Raw genomic sequence first — 15683 nt, forward strand, 5'->3', positions numbered from 1 at the left:
GGCCGGAGCAGGCGGGCGGGGCAGGGCGGAAGGCGATGCCCTTGCCGCCGATGAGTTCCGGCCGGTTCGCGAGTCTGCCCTGGTGAGCGTTGTGCGCGCTGTAGAACGTCGTACGACGCTGCCAAGCACGCGACAGCACGCAGGCGACACCACGGAGGCCACCATGACGCCCACGCCGAACGACCCGCCGGCCGCGCTGTCCGGCCGCCCGCCGGTGGTCGGCCGGGCCACCTGGCAGGCCGCCCGTGATGAGCTGCTGGTCCGCGAGAAGGCCCACACCCGCGAGGGCGACGCCATCGCCGCGGCCCGCCGCCGGCTGCCGATGGTGGAGCTCGACGGGACGGTCGAGGTCGTCGGGCCTGACGGCCCGGTCCCTTTCCTGGACCTGTTCCAGGGCCGCGAGGAGCTCGTGGTCTACCAGCACATGTGGTACGACGGCGCACCGCACCAGGGGCAGTGCGAGGGCTGCACCATGGCGGCCTGGCACCTGAAGGACGCCGTCTATCTCAACGCCCGCGGCGTCTCGTTCGCCATCCTGACCACAGGGCCCTGGAACGAGGTGGCTCCCTACGTCGAGTTCATGGGTTACACCCAGCCCTGGTACTCGGTGCGGGACGTGGAAGCTCCGATCGGCGGAGACATGGGGCACATCGTCTGCTTCCTGCGCGAAGGCGACCGGGTCTTCCTCACCTACTCCACGACGGGCCGTGGCAACGAGCCGGTCGCCGGATCCTTCGGCCTGCTCGATATGACGCCCTACGGCCGCCGCGAGGGGTGGCAGGACAACCCCGAAGGCTGGCCCGAGGCCCCTCAGGCCGGCTCGCCGGTGGGCGGGCACGGCTCGCCGATCTGCTGGTACTGGCGCACGGACGCCGACGGCGTCGCCACCTGGGGCCCGACCGGCCGGCCCGTGCCGCAGTGGACCCGCCCCGGCGCGACCCCCGTGGAGACCCTCGGCCGGCACGGCTACCCCAGCTGAGCGCCTCCATCGGGCCGCATCGCAAACCGGCTTAAAATGGATGTGACAGTTCCGGAGAAGAGGTATCGAGCAGCCTGCCTATGTGTGGAGGTGGCTGTGATGGACGGACCTCCGCTGTCGAAGGACGAACAGCAGATCCTCTCCGAAATGGAGGCATCGCTGGCACAGGACGCGGAACTTGACCGACGTCTGTCCGCTGTTGAACTGCGACCGCTGGCCGGACGCCGAAAGGCACGCCGGTCGGACATCTGGCTCATGATCGTCTTGGGGGTGGCCTGGGTCTGCCTGCTGGCAGCGTCGCTCCGTACCGGCTCGCTGGCTGTTCTCGGCGCCTGCGCATGCACGGGCACAGTCGCCGTCGCCGTGACGACGTACGTCGCCGCCAGGACGTGGCGTCGCCCCATGGGCTAGTACTGCCGCTGCGCCAGGAGGAGGCGGGCTCGGTGGCGTAGCGGCTCATCGCTGGTCGATGTCGCCCTGACGCGTGGGCCGTTCGACGAGACCGGCCTGACAGTGCACGAACTGCGGGCCCGCCCGGTGGGAGCGCTGCTGCGGGCCGACGACCCGCTGGCCCGCCGCGACAGCCTGACCCTCGCAGACTGGCCGACCGCCGCTGGTTCCTGTTCCCGCGGGGCGCGGACCCGCTCTGGCAGACGTACTGAAACGGCGGGGACCTCGCGAGGGCCCGGTCGTACGCGCCGTCCAGGAGTGTCGCCAGGCCGTGCTCTGGAACGGCACGGTCGGCATGGCCGAGGGTTGCCTTCGGACGGGGCCATACCCCATGGTGACGCCGCTCTGCTCGTCGGGCGGGCCGTGGAAGTCCACACCCCCGATCGCGCACCCGTCCTCGCGCCGCCGGATCTCGTACTCGCCGGGGCTTCGGCGTACACGAAATCCCGGAACACCCGAAGCAGGTCTTCGAGCAGTCCATCCAGGGGCTCAACCGAACAGCGGACACCGTGGGCGAATGCAGCGCACCCGCCCCATGGCGGATCTACACCGCCTGACAGAGCCCTACCGGCCGTCCCGCGCCCAGGGCCGCAGCTTCTCCGGATTGCGGACCGCCCAGATCCGGGTGATACGGCCGTCGGCGACATCGAACGAGGCTACGGTCATGACGACCCCGGCACGCTGAGCCACCAGGCCCGGCACACCGTTGACCGAACGCTCCAGGAGTTCCAGGCCCGGAGCCCTGTCGGCGATGGCGACCATGTACTGGGCTATGCGCGCGCCGCCTTCGACCGGGTGCAGGACGGCACCGACCATGCCACCGCCGTCGGCCGTCATCACGGCGGCCGGGTCGAGGAGGTCGATGAGGGCTGGGATGTCCTTCGCCTCCCAGGCCTCTTTGACCCGTCGCACCGCGTCGGCCTGCCCGGACGTTGTGACCGGAGTGCGCGCGACGCCCAACCGGCGCCGGGCGGATGCCGCCAGCTGTTTGCAGGCCGCAGGGGTCCGCCCGAGGACGCCGGCGATCTCGGCGAACGGGTAACGGAAGACGTCGTGCAGGACGAACGCCACGCGCTCGGCGGGTGTCATCGACTCCAGGACGACGAGGAAGGCCATGGTCACCGACTCGTCCAGGACCATCTGGTCGGCGGGGTCTGCGGGGTCGGTGCCGGGCCTGTGGCCCCGCTCGGCGCGGTCGGGCAGCGGATCGGGCAGCCACGCGCCGACGTACCGTTCACGGCGGGCCCGCGCCGAGCCGAGCACGTCCAGGCAGATGCGGCCGGTCACCGTGGTCAGCCAGGCGCCAGGGGACGCGATCTCCTCCTGCCGGCTCGGCGGCTGCGCGTACCAGCGCGCGTAGGCCTCCTGCACGGCGTCCTCGGACTCGGCCAGTGAACCGAGCAACCGGTAGGCGATGTTGAGCAGTTGGCGCCGTTCACCGGCTATCTCATGGGTGCTCGCCCCCGCCATCCCCAGACCCCCGACCGCTCCTCGCCTTACCTTTCGCAGGCCCGTGTCGTCGGGCTGGTGAGACCTTATCGATCCACTGCCCCCGGGCAGAAGAGGAGGACCGTGACATGGCCACCCAGGTGACGGCACAACGCAGTTCCTCGTTTGTGCAGATCGCGATCGCGCTGCAGACGCTGACCATCTTCCTTCAAGCGGTCACCGCCGGACTGCTGCTGACCTCGTCCTACGGAGAGACGCTGCACAGTGTCGGAGCCCGCGTGATGTACGGGGCGTCGATGCTGTACGTGCTCGCGGCGGTGCTGGCGTGGAAGCCGGGTGGCGGCTCGTCCCGGCCTGTCTGGCACGCGTCCGGCTTCCTTGTCCTCGCCTCGGTCCAGGTCGTGCTCGGCATCGCGCATGTGCCGTCGGTCCATCTCCCCCTGGGTGTCCTGATGTTCGGGTTGAGCGTGCTGGCGCTGGCGCGGCGCTGAAGTCCGAGACAGGGGGCGCGGTCCGCAATCGGACCTGCCCTCCGACCAGCGGCCGGAAATCGGCCGGGGCGGCGGCGGTCCTCCCCCCGCCCGGACTGCGGCGAGTTCGGCCCCTCGCCGGGCTCAGAGCGCGGGCTCCGCCTCCGGCCGGAGCGTCCGGGTGGTGGCCGGAGGCCCGGTCGGCAGATCGCAGGCGCGGCGGATCGGGGAGAACCAGAGGAGCGATGCGGCAACGGGCAGCCCGGTGATGGTGATCCACAGTGCGGTGCGGGTCCCCAGCGCCTCGCCGAGCGCGCCGCCGAGGACCGCTCCGAGGGGGATGGTGCCGTAGTTGAGGAACGCGGCCGAAGCGGAGATCCGGCCCAGCATCTCCTTGGGGCAGTACTGCTGACGGAAGGTCGAGGAGATGATGTTCGCCGCGATCACGCCGATGGATACCGACGTGTAGCCGATCACGAAGAGCACCAGGCCGAACCCCGGAGTCGTCAGCGGGATCAGGAACGCGAGCGAGGGCACGGCCAGCTCGAAGAAGATCAGGGCGCGGGCGCTGCCGATCCGGGCGGCGACCCGGCGGGCGGCGAAGGCGCCGATGATGCCGCCGATGCCGCCCCCGGTCATCAGGGCACCGATGGTCCCCGATGAGAGATCGACCTCGCGGACCAAGAATACCACCAGAATGGACTGGTACGCCATCAGCGCCAGATTGGACGCGCCACCGGAAGTGGCCAGAGCGCGCAGATACGGGTCGCCGAAGGTCAGCCGCAGTCCGGTACGGATCTCCCGGCCGAGCGCTCCCCGCGAACGCGTGACCTCCGGGCCGCGCGGCTCACGGTGCTTGATGCGCAGGACGCAGAGGAAGGACACCGCGAACGTCGCCGCGTTCACGAACAGCCCGTTCGCCGCGCCGACCGCCTGTACCAGGAAGCCGCCCGAGCCGAACCCGGCGAGCTGGGCCGCCGACTCGCTGCCGTGCAGCTTGGAGTTGCCCTCGGCCTGTTCCCCGGAGGCGACGAGGTGGGGGAGCAGGGCGGTGTACGCGGTCTGGAAGAAGACGGTCGCCGTGCCGGCCAGTACCGCCGTGGTCAGCAGATAGCCGATCGACAGCAGCCCCAGCCAGGCGGCGACAGGTATCCCGGCGAAGAGCAGCAGTGCGGCGGCGTCGGCGGTGAGCATGACCGGGCGGCGCGGCAGCCGGTCGACCCAGGCGCCGGCGGGGAGGCCGATGAGCAGCCAGGGCAGCCAGGTCGCGGCGGTGAGCAGGCCCACCTGAAGAGTGGAAGCGTGCAGCAGTGTGACCGCGACCAGGGGCAGAGCGACGGAGGTGACCGAGGCGCCGTACTTCCCGGTGGTCGAGCCCGTCCAGAGGAGGCGGAAGTCGCGGTTGCGCAGCAGGAGGCTGCGGGGGGTGGAGCGCACTGGCGTACCCGAAGTCGGCATGCGTATGAAGATAGCTTGCAGAGGACTCTCTGCAAAGGAGATTGCAGAGAGTCCTCTGTAGTATTTCCGAGGTCGGCGTCAGCTCCCGCCCTGGGGCCCTCCGATGGGTCGGGTCCGCGAGGCCGGTGGCCCCGCGGTTGGCTCCGCGGCTGACCCCCGGTCGACCCCGGGTTCGGCCCGGTGGTGTGGCGCGGGTCACGGGAACTCCTCGGTCCGGCCGGAGAGGTAGGTGGTGTGAGACGTGATGAACAGGGAGACCGGGAGCGCATGCGCGCACGGATCAGGGCGGGCGACCACGAGGCGTTCGCCACGCTCTACGAGGAACACGCGCGGGGGATCTACAACCACGCCTACCGGCTGTCGGGTGACTGGTCGACGGCCGAGGAGGTGTTGTCCGAGACCTTCCTGGCGGCCTGGCGTACCCGTCACGCCGTCGAGCCGGAGGGCGACTCGCTGCGGCCGTGGCTGCTCGGGATCGCCACCAACAAGGCACGCAACGCCAATCGCGGTATCGGTCGGCGCCTGGCCTTCCTGGCCCGCCGCCCGGCCCCGGAACCGGTGGCGGACATCGCGGATGCCACGGCCGGGCGCGTCGACGATGTACGGCGGCTCGCCGCGGTCAGGCAGGCGCTGGGCGGGCTACGCCACCGGGAACGCGAGGTGCTGGCCCTCTGCGTCTGGGCCGGGCTGGACTACGCCGAGGCCGCCGAGGCCCTGGGCGTCCCGGTGGGCACCGTGCGGTCGCGACTGTCCCGAGCCCGTGACCGGCTGCGCCGGCTCACCGACGAGGAACTCGGCCGGACGCCGGACAGTCCCGAGCGGGAAGCACGACCCGGAAAAGTGGCCCGGTCCGGAAGGGAACCCGGACCCGGCCGAGGAGAGGTAGAGAGCAGGGCCGCGTTCGTGGCCCTGCCCATCCAGGAGGAAGCCCGATGAACGACCGTACCTCCGGCCCCGAGCGGGCCGAACGCGAGGAACTGGCCCGGCTCTTGCCGGCCCCGGCCGAACGGGACCTGCCCCCTGGCCGTCATCTCCACCACAAGGACACCCTGATGCGTCTCATCGACCAGGACGGCGACCGCGCCACCGCACGCCCCCGCCCCCGTCTCCTGCGCCCCGCCGTTCTGCTGCCCGCCGCCGGACTGGCTTTGGGCGGGGTGCTGCTGACCACGCTCGCCGCCACCGGCCAGGGCAGCGCTCCGGCACCGTCCGCCGCGGGCCGCAGCTCCCAGGCCACGGCCCCGCGTGGCGTGGCCGTGCTGCTCGACCAGATCGCCTCGGTCGCCGCGAAGAAAGGCGAACAGAAGGTCACCGACGACCAGTTCGTGTACGTCAAGACACTGCAGACCGAGGGCGAGGGCAAGCTCGGCGGTCCGGTGAAGCTGACCAAGCCCCGCGAGCGTGAGGTCTGGATGTCGCAGAAGACAGGACCGGTGACCCATGTCGGCCTGATCCACCAGGACGGCTCGTACTTCCCGATCGAGGTCGGCGTTCCGGACGGCGAGCGCGCCGTGGGCTACCCGGCAGGCCTCAACCGACCGACGTACAAGTGGCTGGCCTCGCTGCCCACCGACCCCGACGCCCTGCTCCGGAGGCTCACCACCGAGATCACCCGGGACCAGGACCGGCGCGACACCCCCGCCAAGGACCGGGACCAGGCCCAGGACACCTTCGACGCCATCGGTGCGCTGCTGGAGGAGACGGTGATGCCGCCGAAGACCGCGGCCGCCCTCTACAAGGCCGCGGCGAAGATCCCCGGTGTGATGGTGGACTCCGACGCGGTGGACGCGGCCGGCCGGCACGGGATCGGTGTGGCCCGCGACAACACCCGCTCCGGTGACCGCACCACCTGGATCTTCAACTCGACCACCCTCCAGTACCTGGGCGAACGGACCTACCTCATCAGGGACACCTCCATGGGCAAGAAGGGGACCCTGACCAACAAGTCGGCGGTCCTGAAGCGCGCGGTCGTCAACGCCCTCCGCGAGGAGCCGTCGACCGAGAAGCAGTCGACCGAGAAGGAGTCGACCACGGCCTGAGCCCGACAGGGAGCTGCCGGGGCGTGGCTACGCGTCCCGGCACCGGTCCCTCTCGCCCTCCCGGGCAGTAGCGGTACCGCCGCCCGACCTCGGGCGAACCGCGACTGGGCGGAGGGTCCCCCGCTGACGATCACGCTCCGGACCAGCCCGCGAGCCGCGATCCCGCCCCACGCCAGCCTCGTGATCTGCGGCTCCAGGGTGGACGTAGCCCAGTGGGAGTGATCCAGACGATTCGGCCTAGCTCCTGCCCTCGTGACGGGCGAACGACTGGATCTGGATGCTGATCGGCAGTGATCCGGGTGCGGACGCTTCGCCTTCCGCCGGGTAGTACTTGTCGACCACGGCCATCAGCTCGTCGTTCAGTTCCCGCAGCCGTGCCGGGGTCAGCCGCAGATCGTCCCAGTTGGCGATGGTGCCCGCGCTCTCCCACTCGGCCGGCCACTCCTGCGCGGCATACGCGGACGCCCGCTGGAAGTAGAGCTGGATGAGTTCCTGGACATACGCGTCGGCCGTGACGCGGGCCGAGGGATCCTCCTTGCTCAACTGCGCGGTGTGCAGCACCTGGTGGTCCTCCACCGCCCGCCACCAGCGCTCCCGCTTGGTGCCGCGCTCGACATCCTCCTCGATGAAGCGGTTCTCGGCGAGCTGCCGCAGATGCCAGCTGACCGTGCCGGTGCTCTCGCCGAACTCCTCGGCCAGCGTGGTGGACGTCGCCGGCCCGTCGCGGCGCAGCGACTCCATGATGCGCACCCGCAGCGGGTGCGCGAGGGCGCGCAGGCTTCGGGCGTCGATCGTCCGTACGGGCTTGTGGCTGGCCATACCGGCAGCGTATCCGGACCGGGGCGCTCTTCCGCCGAGCCCTTACCCGTTCCGCTCGGCCTCCCGTCGCGCGGCCAGTACCGCACATATCGCTGCCAGCGGAAGCTCCGCACCGACCGCGAGCGCCACGGCGGTGGTCAGCTCGGGCCCGGGCGCCGATGTCGTCACGTCGAACCAGGCGTCCACCAGCAGGAGCGCCCCGGTGGCGGCGGCTGCGGCCGAGGCGTGCGGGTCCTGTCGCCTGAGGAGAAAGCCCGTCCCGCCGAGTCCGACCGCGAGGAGGGCGTCGAGGCCGACCCAGGCCGTCGACCAGTTGGAGACCTCCGTGGTGCGGGGAAGCGTCTTGGCGAGGACGAACATCCAGGGGACCAGGGCCGCACCGCACCCGGTGAGGACGGTCGAGAGCTGAAGGCTGCGCAGAGTGCGGGGCGTCCGGGCGCTTGGGCTGATCCGGGCGGTTGGGCTGATCCGAGTGGTCAGGCCGATCCGAGTGGGCGGGGTGATCCGTGTGGCCGGGGTAATGCGTGTGGGCCGGCTGATCCGGTTGGGCTGGGTGACGAGGGTCATGAGTGCTGGACTCCTTCCAGGGCCCGCCTGATCGGGCACAACAACAAGGTTCGCCGCCGGAGGAGCCGGTGTCAGTAACGCATGGGTCCGTCCTGTGGTGGTGCCAGTACCACCACAAGTTCGGGCAGCAGTGTGATGGAGCTGCCCGGAGCGGCCCCTCTACGGTGTTCCCATGTCGATGCGCCTGACCTCATGGGCAGCCGGGCATGCACCCTGGTCGGCCTGGGCCTGGCGCAATACCGCCTTCGCCGCCGCCGGACTGCCGCTCGCGCTGCCCGCCGTACTAGCCGTGGCCACCGTGATCGCGGCCCCCGGACATCTGCCGGGTGGACTGGTCGCCCTGCTCGCCCTGTGCCCGACCCTGACCACACTGCAGCGCAGCCGGTTCTGGTCGCTCATCGGGCTCAACGTTCCCCAAGTCGTCTGGAGAGAGAGGAGGTTCCGATGGAAGGGGCTGGTGGAGCGGCTGGGCTCCGACGCGACCTGGCGGCAGTTCGGTTACCACCTGCTGGCCGCTCCACTGGCCGCCGCTGGAGGAGCACTGGTTGTCTGTGCCTGGGTCGCCGGGATGGCCGGTGCGCTGGTCTTCTCCTGGGCGTGGGCGTTGCCGCTGGACGCGCGGCTGCCCGGCTGGACGGAGCGATACGTCCTGCTCACGGCCGGCGGTGTGCTGCTGCTTCTGCTCACGCCCTGGCTGGCCGCCGCCGTGACCCGGCTCGATGTGACTGCGGCCGCCGCCCTCCTCGGCCCCAACCGGGCCGAGGAGTTGGAGCGCCGGGTGGAGAACCTGGCCGAGAGCAGAGCTGGTGTGGTCGACGCCGCCGACGCCGAACGGCGGCGTATCGAGAGGGACTTGCACGACGGAGCGCAGCAGCGGCTCGTCTCGCTCGCGATGAATCTCGGGATAGCGCGAGCGGCCCTCACCGACCTGCCACCGGAGGCGAGGCAAGTCATCGACGAGGCCCACCGGGAGGCAAAGGAGGCGATCGAGGAGCTCAACAACCTGGTGCGAGGTCTGCACCCGGCTGTACTGGACGACCGCGGGCTGGACGCCGCACTCTCCGGGATCGCCGCACGGGCACCCCTGCCCGTCGACCTGACCGTGGACATCGGGCGCCGGCCGGCGCCGACCGTGGAGGCGGTTGCGTACTTCGTCGTTTCGGAGGCGCTGGCCAACGTCACGAAGCACGCCCAAGCCCGCTGGGTGGCCATTGAGCTGCGCAGCCGCGGTGACCTGCTCCGGATAACGGTCGTCGACGACGGCCGAGGGGGTGCCGATCCCTCGGGCGGTACGGGTCTGGCCGGACTGGCGCAACGCGTAGGGTCGGTCGACGGAACGATCCGGATCAACAGCCCCGCCGGGGGCCCGACTGTCATCACTGTGGAGCTGCCGTGCGGGCTGTGATCGCCGAGGACTCGGTCCTGCTGAGGATCGGCCTGGTCAAGGTCCTGGAGATGGCGGGCTTCGAGGTGGCCGCCGAGACGGACGACGCGGATTCGCTGCTCGCGGCGGTCGAAGAGCATCGGCCCCAACTCGCCCTGGTCGATGTACGGATGCCGCCCGGTTTCAGCGACGAAGGCGTGCGGGCCGCGCTGATGATCCGGCGGCAGTGGCCCGACACGGCGGTCCTGCTCCTCTCGCAGTATGTCGAGGAGAGGTACGCGGCCGACCTGCTGTCCGCACAGACGGGCGGCATGGGCTATCTGCTCAAGCAACGCGTCGCGGACGTCGAGGAGTTCATGGACGCACTCAAGCGTGTCGCGGCAGGCGGGACAGCGCTTGACCCGCAGGTCGTTGCCCAGCTGCTGCTGCGCCGTCGTGGTGCCGACCCGCTGGACCGGCTGACTCCGCGCGAGCGAGAGGTGCTCGCGCTGATGGCCGAGGGGCGTTCCAACGCGGGCATCGCCGAGCAACTCGTGGTGAGCGAGAGCGCCGTCGCCAAACACATCAACAACATCTTCGCCAAGCTCGATCTGGGCCAGGCGGACGGCGATCACCGACGGGTGCTCGCAGTACTGCGCTTCCTGGACGGCGCATGACCACCGATCCGCGGCCGCGCCGCCGCCGTGGCACCTGGATCGTGGTCGCCTTGCTGAGTGCGCTGCTCCTGGTGGCGCCGGTGGGGGCCGAGGCATGGGCGCAGTTCGCCCGGCAGAGCAGTTCGTCCACCAGTTCCGACCTGGTCGACCAGCACCCGGTCAAGGCAGTCGATGTGGACTCGGGCAGCTCCGAGGTGTCCATCAGCGCCGGGACGGGCCGAGAGGTCCGTGTCCACCAGGAGTTGAGCTGGTCGCTGCGCAGACCCACCGTCGACCGGAGCTGGGACGGGGACACGCTGCGGCTGCGCACCCGGTGCGACGGCACCCTGGCGATGACCAGCCTGGGCTGCTCCGTGCGGCTTGATCTGTCGGTGCCGGCCGGTGTGGCGGTGCGGGTGGTGTCCGGCTCGGGCCAGGTCCGGGTGAGCGGGCTCACCGGGTCCATGGATCTGCGTTCGGGCTCCGGGGAGTTGCAGCTGTACGGAGTCGCGGGGCAGATACGGGTCCGTACCGGATCGGGGGCGGTCGACGGCATCGCGCTCACGTCGAAGGCCGTCGACGCCCAGACCGGGTCAGGCCGGGCGAAGTTCGAGTTCGCCGCTCCGCCCGAGAAGCTGACCGGTTCGGTGGGGGCCGGGGAGTTCGAGGCGACCCTGCCCCTCGGCTCCCGCTACCAGGTGCGGGGTGGCACGCACTCGGGCACCTGGTCGGTCGAGAAGGGCGTCGCCGATCCTGCTGCGGAACGCCGTATCGATGTCTCGTCCCGCTCCGGGACGGTCCATATCGGATACCCCGGGTGGTGACCGATGCCAAACGGTGCCGGCCTGAACGCCGCGTCGGCCCAAATACGGTGCCGGCCTGAACGCCGCGTCGGCCCAAATACGGTGCCGGCCTGAACGCCGCGTCGGCCCAAATACGGTGCCGGCCTGAACGCCGCGTCGGCCTGCACGCCCGGCCGGCCCTGTGTCCGGAGACCGGCCGGCCCCGCAGTTGAGTTGCTACCGGATCACGATCTCCCGTTTGAGGATCTTGCCGGTCGCGCCCTTGGGCAGGCTGTCTGTGAGCGTGACGATGCGGGGGTATTTGTACGGGCCAGTCCCGGTCAAGCGCATCCTCCAGGGCTCCCGCGTCCGCGAAGTGTCCGCCGAAGGCGCCGTGGCCCACCCCGAAATGCTGGAGTGGTTCGCGGAGTTCGCTTCCCGGCTCTGAGCCTGTACGGGAACCCGATCCCGTACAGGGATCGGTCGGCGGGATTCCGTCAGCGGGCCCGGAGGCCGCCCAGCAGCAGATTCTGTACGGCGGCGAAGTCGCCGTCGATGTCGGGGCGGCTCCATTCCGCCGCGTACACCGGGTCATGGAAGCGGCCCGTCGCGTCGAAGACCGCGCGGGCCGTCACCGTGAAGTCCCCCTCGACCGGGGCGAACTCGCCCTGGGCGCAGCCGTCCTCGATGATCCGGGCGAGCTGTACGACGAGCGCGTCGATATGACGCTCCACCACTCCGCTGTTCTCCCCGGTCAGCACCCCGAAGGTGGCGAACAGTTCGGGATCGCCGCCCGCCTTGAGGCGCTTCGCCGCGAAGAGGGCCGACTGCCAGTTCGTCAGCCGCGCGGTCGCGGAGCCCTGCCGGTCGTCGGCGAACCGGGCCAGCTCGGCCTCCGACCTGTGCAGCCAGCGCTCGGTGACGGCCTCGCGCAGCGCCGCCTTGGTACGGAAGTGGCGGTAGACGCTGCCGTGACTGACCCCGAGCACCCGTGCCACGTCGACCACCGTGGCCTTGGCCGGGCCGTAGCGGCGCAGCACGTCCTCGGTCGCCTCAAGAATGCGCTCGGGTGTCAGGGCTTCGGGCGTCATCGCGTCTGCGCTGCCTTTCGGTGCAGCGCTGCCTGTCGGAGGGTGCGCTGCCTTGCGGGGGAGTGGGGGTACCGGGGGAGCGGAGCGCTACCGACGGTACCGGGGACTCAGCGCTCGCTGTCCAGGTGGGCCATCTGGGCGGTCGGGTAGCGGTCGCCCGCCGCGGATCCGGCCGGGACGGCTTCCTCGATGGCGGCGATGTCCGCGGCGTCGAGCGTGACATCGAGGGAGCCGAGGGCCTCGGCCAGCCGGTCGCGGGTCCGGGCGCCGATCAGCGGGACGATGTCCTCGCCGCGTGCCGAGACCCAGGCGATGGCGGTCTGCGCGACGGAAGCGCCCTTCTGGTCGGCGACCTTCCGCAGCGCCTCGACCAGATCGAGGTTGTGCTGCAGGTTCTCGCCCTGGAAGCGGGGGCTCATGCCCCGGAAGTCGCCGGGGGCCAGCTCGCGGTCACGGGTGAAGTGGCCGCTGATCAGACCGCGGGAGAGCACTCCGTACGCGGTGATGCCGATGCCCAGCTCACGGGTGGTGGGCAGGATCTCCGCCTCGATGCCCCGGGAGATCAGCGAGTACTCGATCTGGAGGTCCGTGATCGGTGCGGTGGCGGCGGCCCTGCGGATGGTGGCGGCGCCCACCTCGGAGAGACCCACGTACCGCACATGGCCCGCTTCGATCAGTTCGGCGATGGCGCCGACGGTCTCCTCGATCGGTACGTCCGGGTCGACGCGGGCGATCCGGTAGATGTCGATGTGGTCGGTGCCGAGCCGCTGGAGTGAGTACGCGGCGAAGTTCTTGACGGCGTTCGGGCGGCCGTCGTAGCCGGTGAAGCCCCCTTCGACGGTCCGCAGAGCGCCGAACTTGACGCTGGTGAGGGCCTGTTCGCGACGGGCAGCGGGGGCGGTGCGCAGGGCTTCGCCGATCAGCAGCTCGTTGTGGCCCATGCCGTAGAAGTCACCGGTGTCGAGCAGCGTGACCCCGGCGTCGAGGGCGGCATGGATGGTCGCGATCGACTCGGTGCGGTCCGCCGCGCCGTACAGCGCGGACATTCCCATGCAGCCGAGGCCGAGGGCGGAGGTCAGCGGTCCCGCTGTGCCCAGGGTGCGGGCGGGGACTGGGGTGGTGGCCATGAGGGGCTCCTTCGCCGGAACAGAAGCTGACAGAAGTCGGTTCACAGCGACTATGGCATGACGGATGACAGATTTCAACATCTGTCATCCGTCATGCCATAGCCTCATGCTTTGGCCTGAGGAGGCGTGGCGACAGCCGGCGCGCTAGGCGGGTGAGCCCGAGCTGAACCGGCGTACGAGCGGGGACAGCACGAGCACCGACTTGGTGCGTTCGACGAACGGTTCGCCCGCGATGCGCTCAAGCACCCGCTCGAAGTGGCGTACGTCCTCGGCGTAGATCTGGATGACCGCGTCCGCGTCGCCGGTGACCGTCGAGGCGGACGCCACCTCCGGGTACCGCGCCATACCGCGCCGGATGTCCTCCGGGGAGGTGTTGTGCCGGCAGTGGATCTCGACGAACGCCTCCGTCTCCCAGCCCAGCGCCGCGGGATCCACCCGTACGGTGAAGCCGGTGATGGCGCCGGACGCGAGCAGCCGGTCGACTCTGCGTTTGACGGCGGGCGCGGACAGGCCGACCCGGGTGCCGATGTCGGCGTATGAGCGGCGGGCATCCTCCGCGAGGGCGTGGACGATGCGTTCGTCGAGATCGTTCAGTCGCAAGGCGGGTGGATCACACTTCTTCTCGGGCGGTCACGTCTTCTCGGGCGGTCACTTCTTCGCGGGCGAGCTGGGAGCGGCGCATCCCGTAGCCGAAGTACAGCACGAGCCCGGCGGCCATCCAGATACCGAACCACACCCATGTCTTGGCGCCGAGGCTGGTCATCATCCACAGACACAGCGCGAAACCGATGGCAGGGGTCACCGGCGAGAACGCCACCCGGAAGTTCCGCGGCATATCGGGCTGGGTCCGGCGGAGCACGATGACAGCCACGTTGACCAGCGCGAACGCGAAGAGCGTGCCGATGCTGGTGGCGTTGGCCAGCTCGCCCAGCGGGACGACCGCCGCGAGGACTCCGCAGAACAGGGAGACGATCACCGTGTTGGCGACGGGGGCGCCGGTCCGCGGGCCGACCTTGGCGAAGACCTTGGGCACCAGGCCGTCGCGGGCCATGGAGAACAGGATGCGGGTCTGCCCGTAGAGCACGGTCAGCACCACACTGGCGATGGCGATGACCGCCCCGGCGGCGAGCAGCACGGCCCAGAAGCTCTGGCCGGTGACGTCCCGCATGATCTGGGCGAGGGCGGCGTCCGCGTTATGGAAGTTCTGCCACGGCATGGCGCCGACGGCGATCAGCGCCACCAGGCAGTAGAGAACCGTGACGATCAGCAGCGAGAGCATGATCGCGCGAGGCATGTCCCGCTTGGGGTCGCGGGCCTCTTCGCCGGCGGTGGAGGCGGCGTCGAAGCCGATGTACGAGAAGAAGAGGCTGGCGCCGGCCGCGCTGACGCCGGTCATGCCGAGCGGCATGAAGGGCTTGTAGTTGCCCGCCTTGATGCCCGATGCGGCCACCACGCAGAACAGGATCAGGGAGGCGATCTTCACGACCACCATGATCGTGTTGGCGCGGGCGCTCTCCTTGGCACCGCCCAGCAGGAAGGCCATGGCCAGCAGGACGACGAGCAGCGCGGGGATGTTGATGATGCCGCCCTCCCCGGGCGGTGCGGACAGGGCGGTGGGGATCGTCACCCCGATCGTGCCGTCCAGGAACTCGTTGAGGTACTGGCCCCAGCCGACGGCCACGGCCGCCACGGACACGCCGTACTCCAGCATCAGACACCAGCCGCAGATCCAGGCGACGAACTCACCCATCGTGGCGTAGGTGTACGAGTACGAGGAGCCGGCGACCGGGATGGTGCCGGCCAGTTCCGCGTACGACAGCGCGGAGAAGAGGGCGGTGAGTCCGGCGATCACGAAGGAGATCACGACGGCGGGTCCGGCCTTGGGGACCGCCTCGCCGAGGACCACGAAGATGCCGGTGCCGAGCGTCGCCCCGATGCTGATCATGGTCAGCTGCCACATGCCGAGCGAGCGCCTGAGCCGCCCGCCCTCGCCCTGCCCGCCCTCGGCTATCAGCCGCTCGACGGGCTTGCGGCGCATCAGCCCGGAGCCGGTGCCACCACCGCCGGCCCCGGGAACGGGGCCCGGACCGGCCCGGTCCCTGGTGATCGGCGTTGCGTCAGGTCGTGCCACGGTGAGGCTCCTTCATCGCTGCCTGCTCGGGAGGCGGGAACCCGCGCGGACGGTGCCGTCCACGGGTGCGCGTCCCGGCGCACAGCAGGAGGGGACCGCCGAGCCGGGGGTCTCCACCGCTCCACGTACAGGGCAGAACACTACGAGGCGCGCGTAGTGGCCCGTAATGCAGGTTCCTTGTCCATCTGCGGCGATTCATTGCGCGCATCCGCGGGGAACGGTTGTTCGTTTACCTCGGCCGGAGCTCGCCTCCGCCCGGAAAACCGGTGCACCCCCCTGCGGTATGCCCGGTACTCTGACCG

General features: G+C 70.5%; 16 protein-coding genes and 1 pseudogene. 9 read left to right on the plus strand and 8 right to left on the minus strand.

The features are described from left to right. Window positions 1-163 precede the first annotated feature (163 nt). From OG452_RS24260 to OG452_RS24270, 3 genes and pseudogenes are all read left to right on the plus strand, one after another. A complete protein-coding gene (locus OG452_RS24260; RefSeq protein ID WP_327297683.1) occupies window positions 164-979 on the plus strand; it encodes a DUF899 domain-containing protein in 816 nt (271 codons plus the stop codon). A gap of 99 nt (window positions 980-1078) precedes the next feature. After that, window positions 1079-1390, plus strand: coding sequence for a DUF3040 domain-containing protein (locus OG452_RS24265; protein ID WP_327297684.1), 312 nt, complete (start codon window positions 1079-1081; stop codon window positions 1388-1390). Window positions 1391-1435: 45 nt separating this feature from the next. Next, window positions 1436-1730 (plus strand): annotated as a pseudogene (locus OG452_RS24270) (LysR substrate-binding domain-containing protein); the annotation flags it as partial. A 263-nt stretch (window positions 1731-1993) separates the two neighbouring features. On the opposite strand, the gene sigJ reads toward OG452_RS24270, so the two are convergent. Further along, window positions 1994-2899 (minus strand): RNA polymerase sigma factor SigJ, encoded by a 906-nt coding sequence (gene sigJ, locus OG452_RS24280; protein ID WP_327297685.1) that lies wholly within the window; start codon window positions 2897-2899, stop codon window positions 1994-1996. 107 nt (window positions 2900-3006) lie between these two features. Here sigJ and OG452_RS24285 point away from each other — a divergent pair, with 107 nt between their 5' ends. After that, the gene (locus OG452_RS24285; protein WP_327297686.1) at window positions 3007-3369 is read left to right on the plus strand and encodes a hypothetical protein; all 363 of its coding nucleotides are present in this window, start codon (window positions 3007-3009) and stop codon (window positions 3367-3369) included. 123 nt (window positions 3370-3492) lie between these two features. On the opposite strand, the gene OG452_RS24290 is transcribed toward OG452_RS24285, so the two are convergent. After that, a complete protein-coding gene (locus tag OG452_RS24290) occupies window positions 3493-4806 on the minus strand; it encodes an MFS transporter (RefSeq protein WP_327297687.1) in 1314 nt (437 codons plus the stop codon). Between the two features lie 267 nt (window positions 4807-5073). On the opposite strand from OG452_RS24290, the gene OG452_RS24295 reads away from it, so the two are divergent. Both OG452_RS24295 and OG452_RS24300 read left to right on the plus strand, forming a co-directional pair. Beyond that, window positions 5074-5742, plus strand: coding sequence for an RNA polymerase sigma factor (locus OG452_RS24295; protein WP_327297688.1), 669 nt, complete (start codon window positions 5074-5076; stop codon window positions 5740-5742). Then, window positions 5739-6845 (plus strand): CU044_5270 family protein, encoded by a 1107-nt coding sequence (locus tag OG452_RS24300; RefSeq protein WP_327297689.1) that lies wholly within the window; start codon window positions 5739-5741, stop codon window positions 6843-6845. The genes OG452_RS24295 and OG452_RS24300 overlap by 4 nt, the downstream gene beginning before the upstream one ends. A gap of 237 nt (window positions 6846-7082) precedes the next feature. Here the strand turns inward: OG452_RS24300 and OG452_RS24305 are convergent, their stop codons facing one another. Together OG452_RS24305 and OG452_RS24310 are read right to left on the minus strand one after the other, a co-directional pair. Beyond that, entirely contained in the window at window positions 7083-7664 is a 582-nt protein-coding gene (locus tag OG452_RS24305; RefSeq protein ID WP_327297690.1) for an ArsR/SmtB family transcription factor, read from the minus strand. 42 nt (window positions 7665-7706) lie between these two features. Beyond that, window positions 7707-8231, minus strand: coding sequence for a hypothetical protein (locus OG452_RS24310; protein WP_327297691.1), 525 nt, complete (start codon window positions 8229-8231; stop codon window positions 7707-7709). 178 nt (window positions 8232-8409) lie between these two features. On the opposite strand from OG452_RS24310, the gene OG452_RS24315 reads away from it, so the two are divergent. The 3 genes from OG452_RS24315 to OG452_RS24325 are packed head-to-tail and all read left to right on the plus strand — an operon-like array spanning window position 8410 to window position 11074. Further along, on the plus strand, window positions 8410-9636 hold the full coding sequence (locus OG452_RS24315) for a sensor histidine kinase (RefSeq protein WP_405565352.1): 1227 nt from the start codon (window positions 8410-8412) through the stop codon (window positions 9634-9636). After that, entirely contained in the window at window positions 9624-10271 is a 648-nt protein-coding gene (locus OG452_RS24320) for a response regulator transcription factor (protein WP_327297693.1), read from the plus strand. The genes OG452_RS24315 and OG452_RS24320 overlap by 13 nt, the downstream gene beginning before the upstream one ends. Next, window positions 10268-11074 carry a DUF4097 family beta strand repeat-containing protein gene (locus tag OG452_RS24325; protein ID WP_327297694.1) on the plus strand — a complete coding sequence of 269 codons (807 nt, stop codon included), beginning with the start codon at window positions 10268-10270 and terminating at the stop codon, window positions 11072-11074. The genes OG452_RS24320 and OG452_RS24325 overlap by 4 nt, the downstream gene beginning before the upstream one ends. Window positions 11075-11529: 455 nt before the next feature. Here OG452_RS24325 and OG452_RS24335 read toward each other — a convergent pair whose 3' ends face one another. The 4 genes from OG452_RS24335 to OG452_RS24350 form a co-directional block, all read right to left on the minus strand. Continuing rightward, window positions 11530-12123 (minus strand): TetR/AcrR family transcriptional regulator, encoded by a 594-nt coding sequence (locus OG452_RS24335; protein ID WP_327297695.1) that lies wholly within the window; start codon window positions 12121-12123, stop codon window positions 11530-11532. A 107-nt stretch (window positions 12124-12230) separates the two neighbouring features. Beyond that, the gene (locus OG452_RS24340) at window positions 12231-13250 is read right to left on the minus strand and encodes an aldo/keto reductase (protein ID WP_327297696.1); all 1020 of its coding nucleotides are present in this window, start codon (window positions 13248-13250) and stop codon (window positions 12231-12233) included. Window positions 13251-13394: 144 nt separating this feature from the next. Next, window positions 13395-13850, minus strand: a complete 456-nt coding sequence (locus OG452_RS24345; RefSeq protein WP_327297697.1) for an Lrp/AsnC family transcriptional regulator — start codon at window positions 13848-13850, stop codon at window positions 13395-13397. A gap of 10 nt (window positions 13851-13860) precedes the next feature. Continuing rightward, the gene (locus tag OG452_RS24350) at window positions 13861-15357 is read right to left on the minus strand and encodes an amino acid permease (protein ID WP_327299762.1); all 1497 of its coding nucleotides are present in this window, start codon (window positions 15355-15357) and stop codon (window positions 13861-13863) included. Window positions 15358-15683 lie beyond the last annotated feature (326 nt).

Origin of the sequence: Streptomyces sp. NBC_01197 (assembly GCF_036010505.1) — a bacterium.
GTDB lineage: Bacteria > Actinomycetota > Actinomycetes > Streptomycetales > Streptomycetaceae > Streptomyces.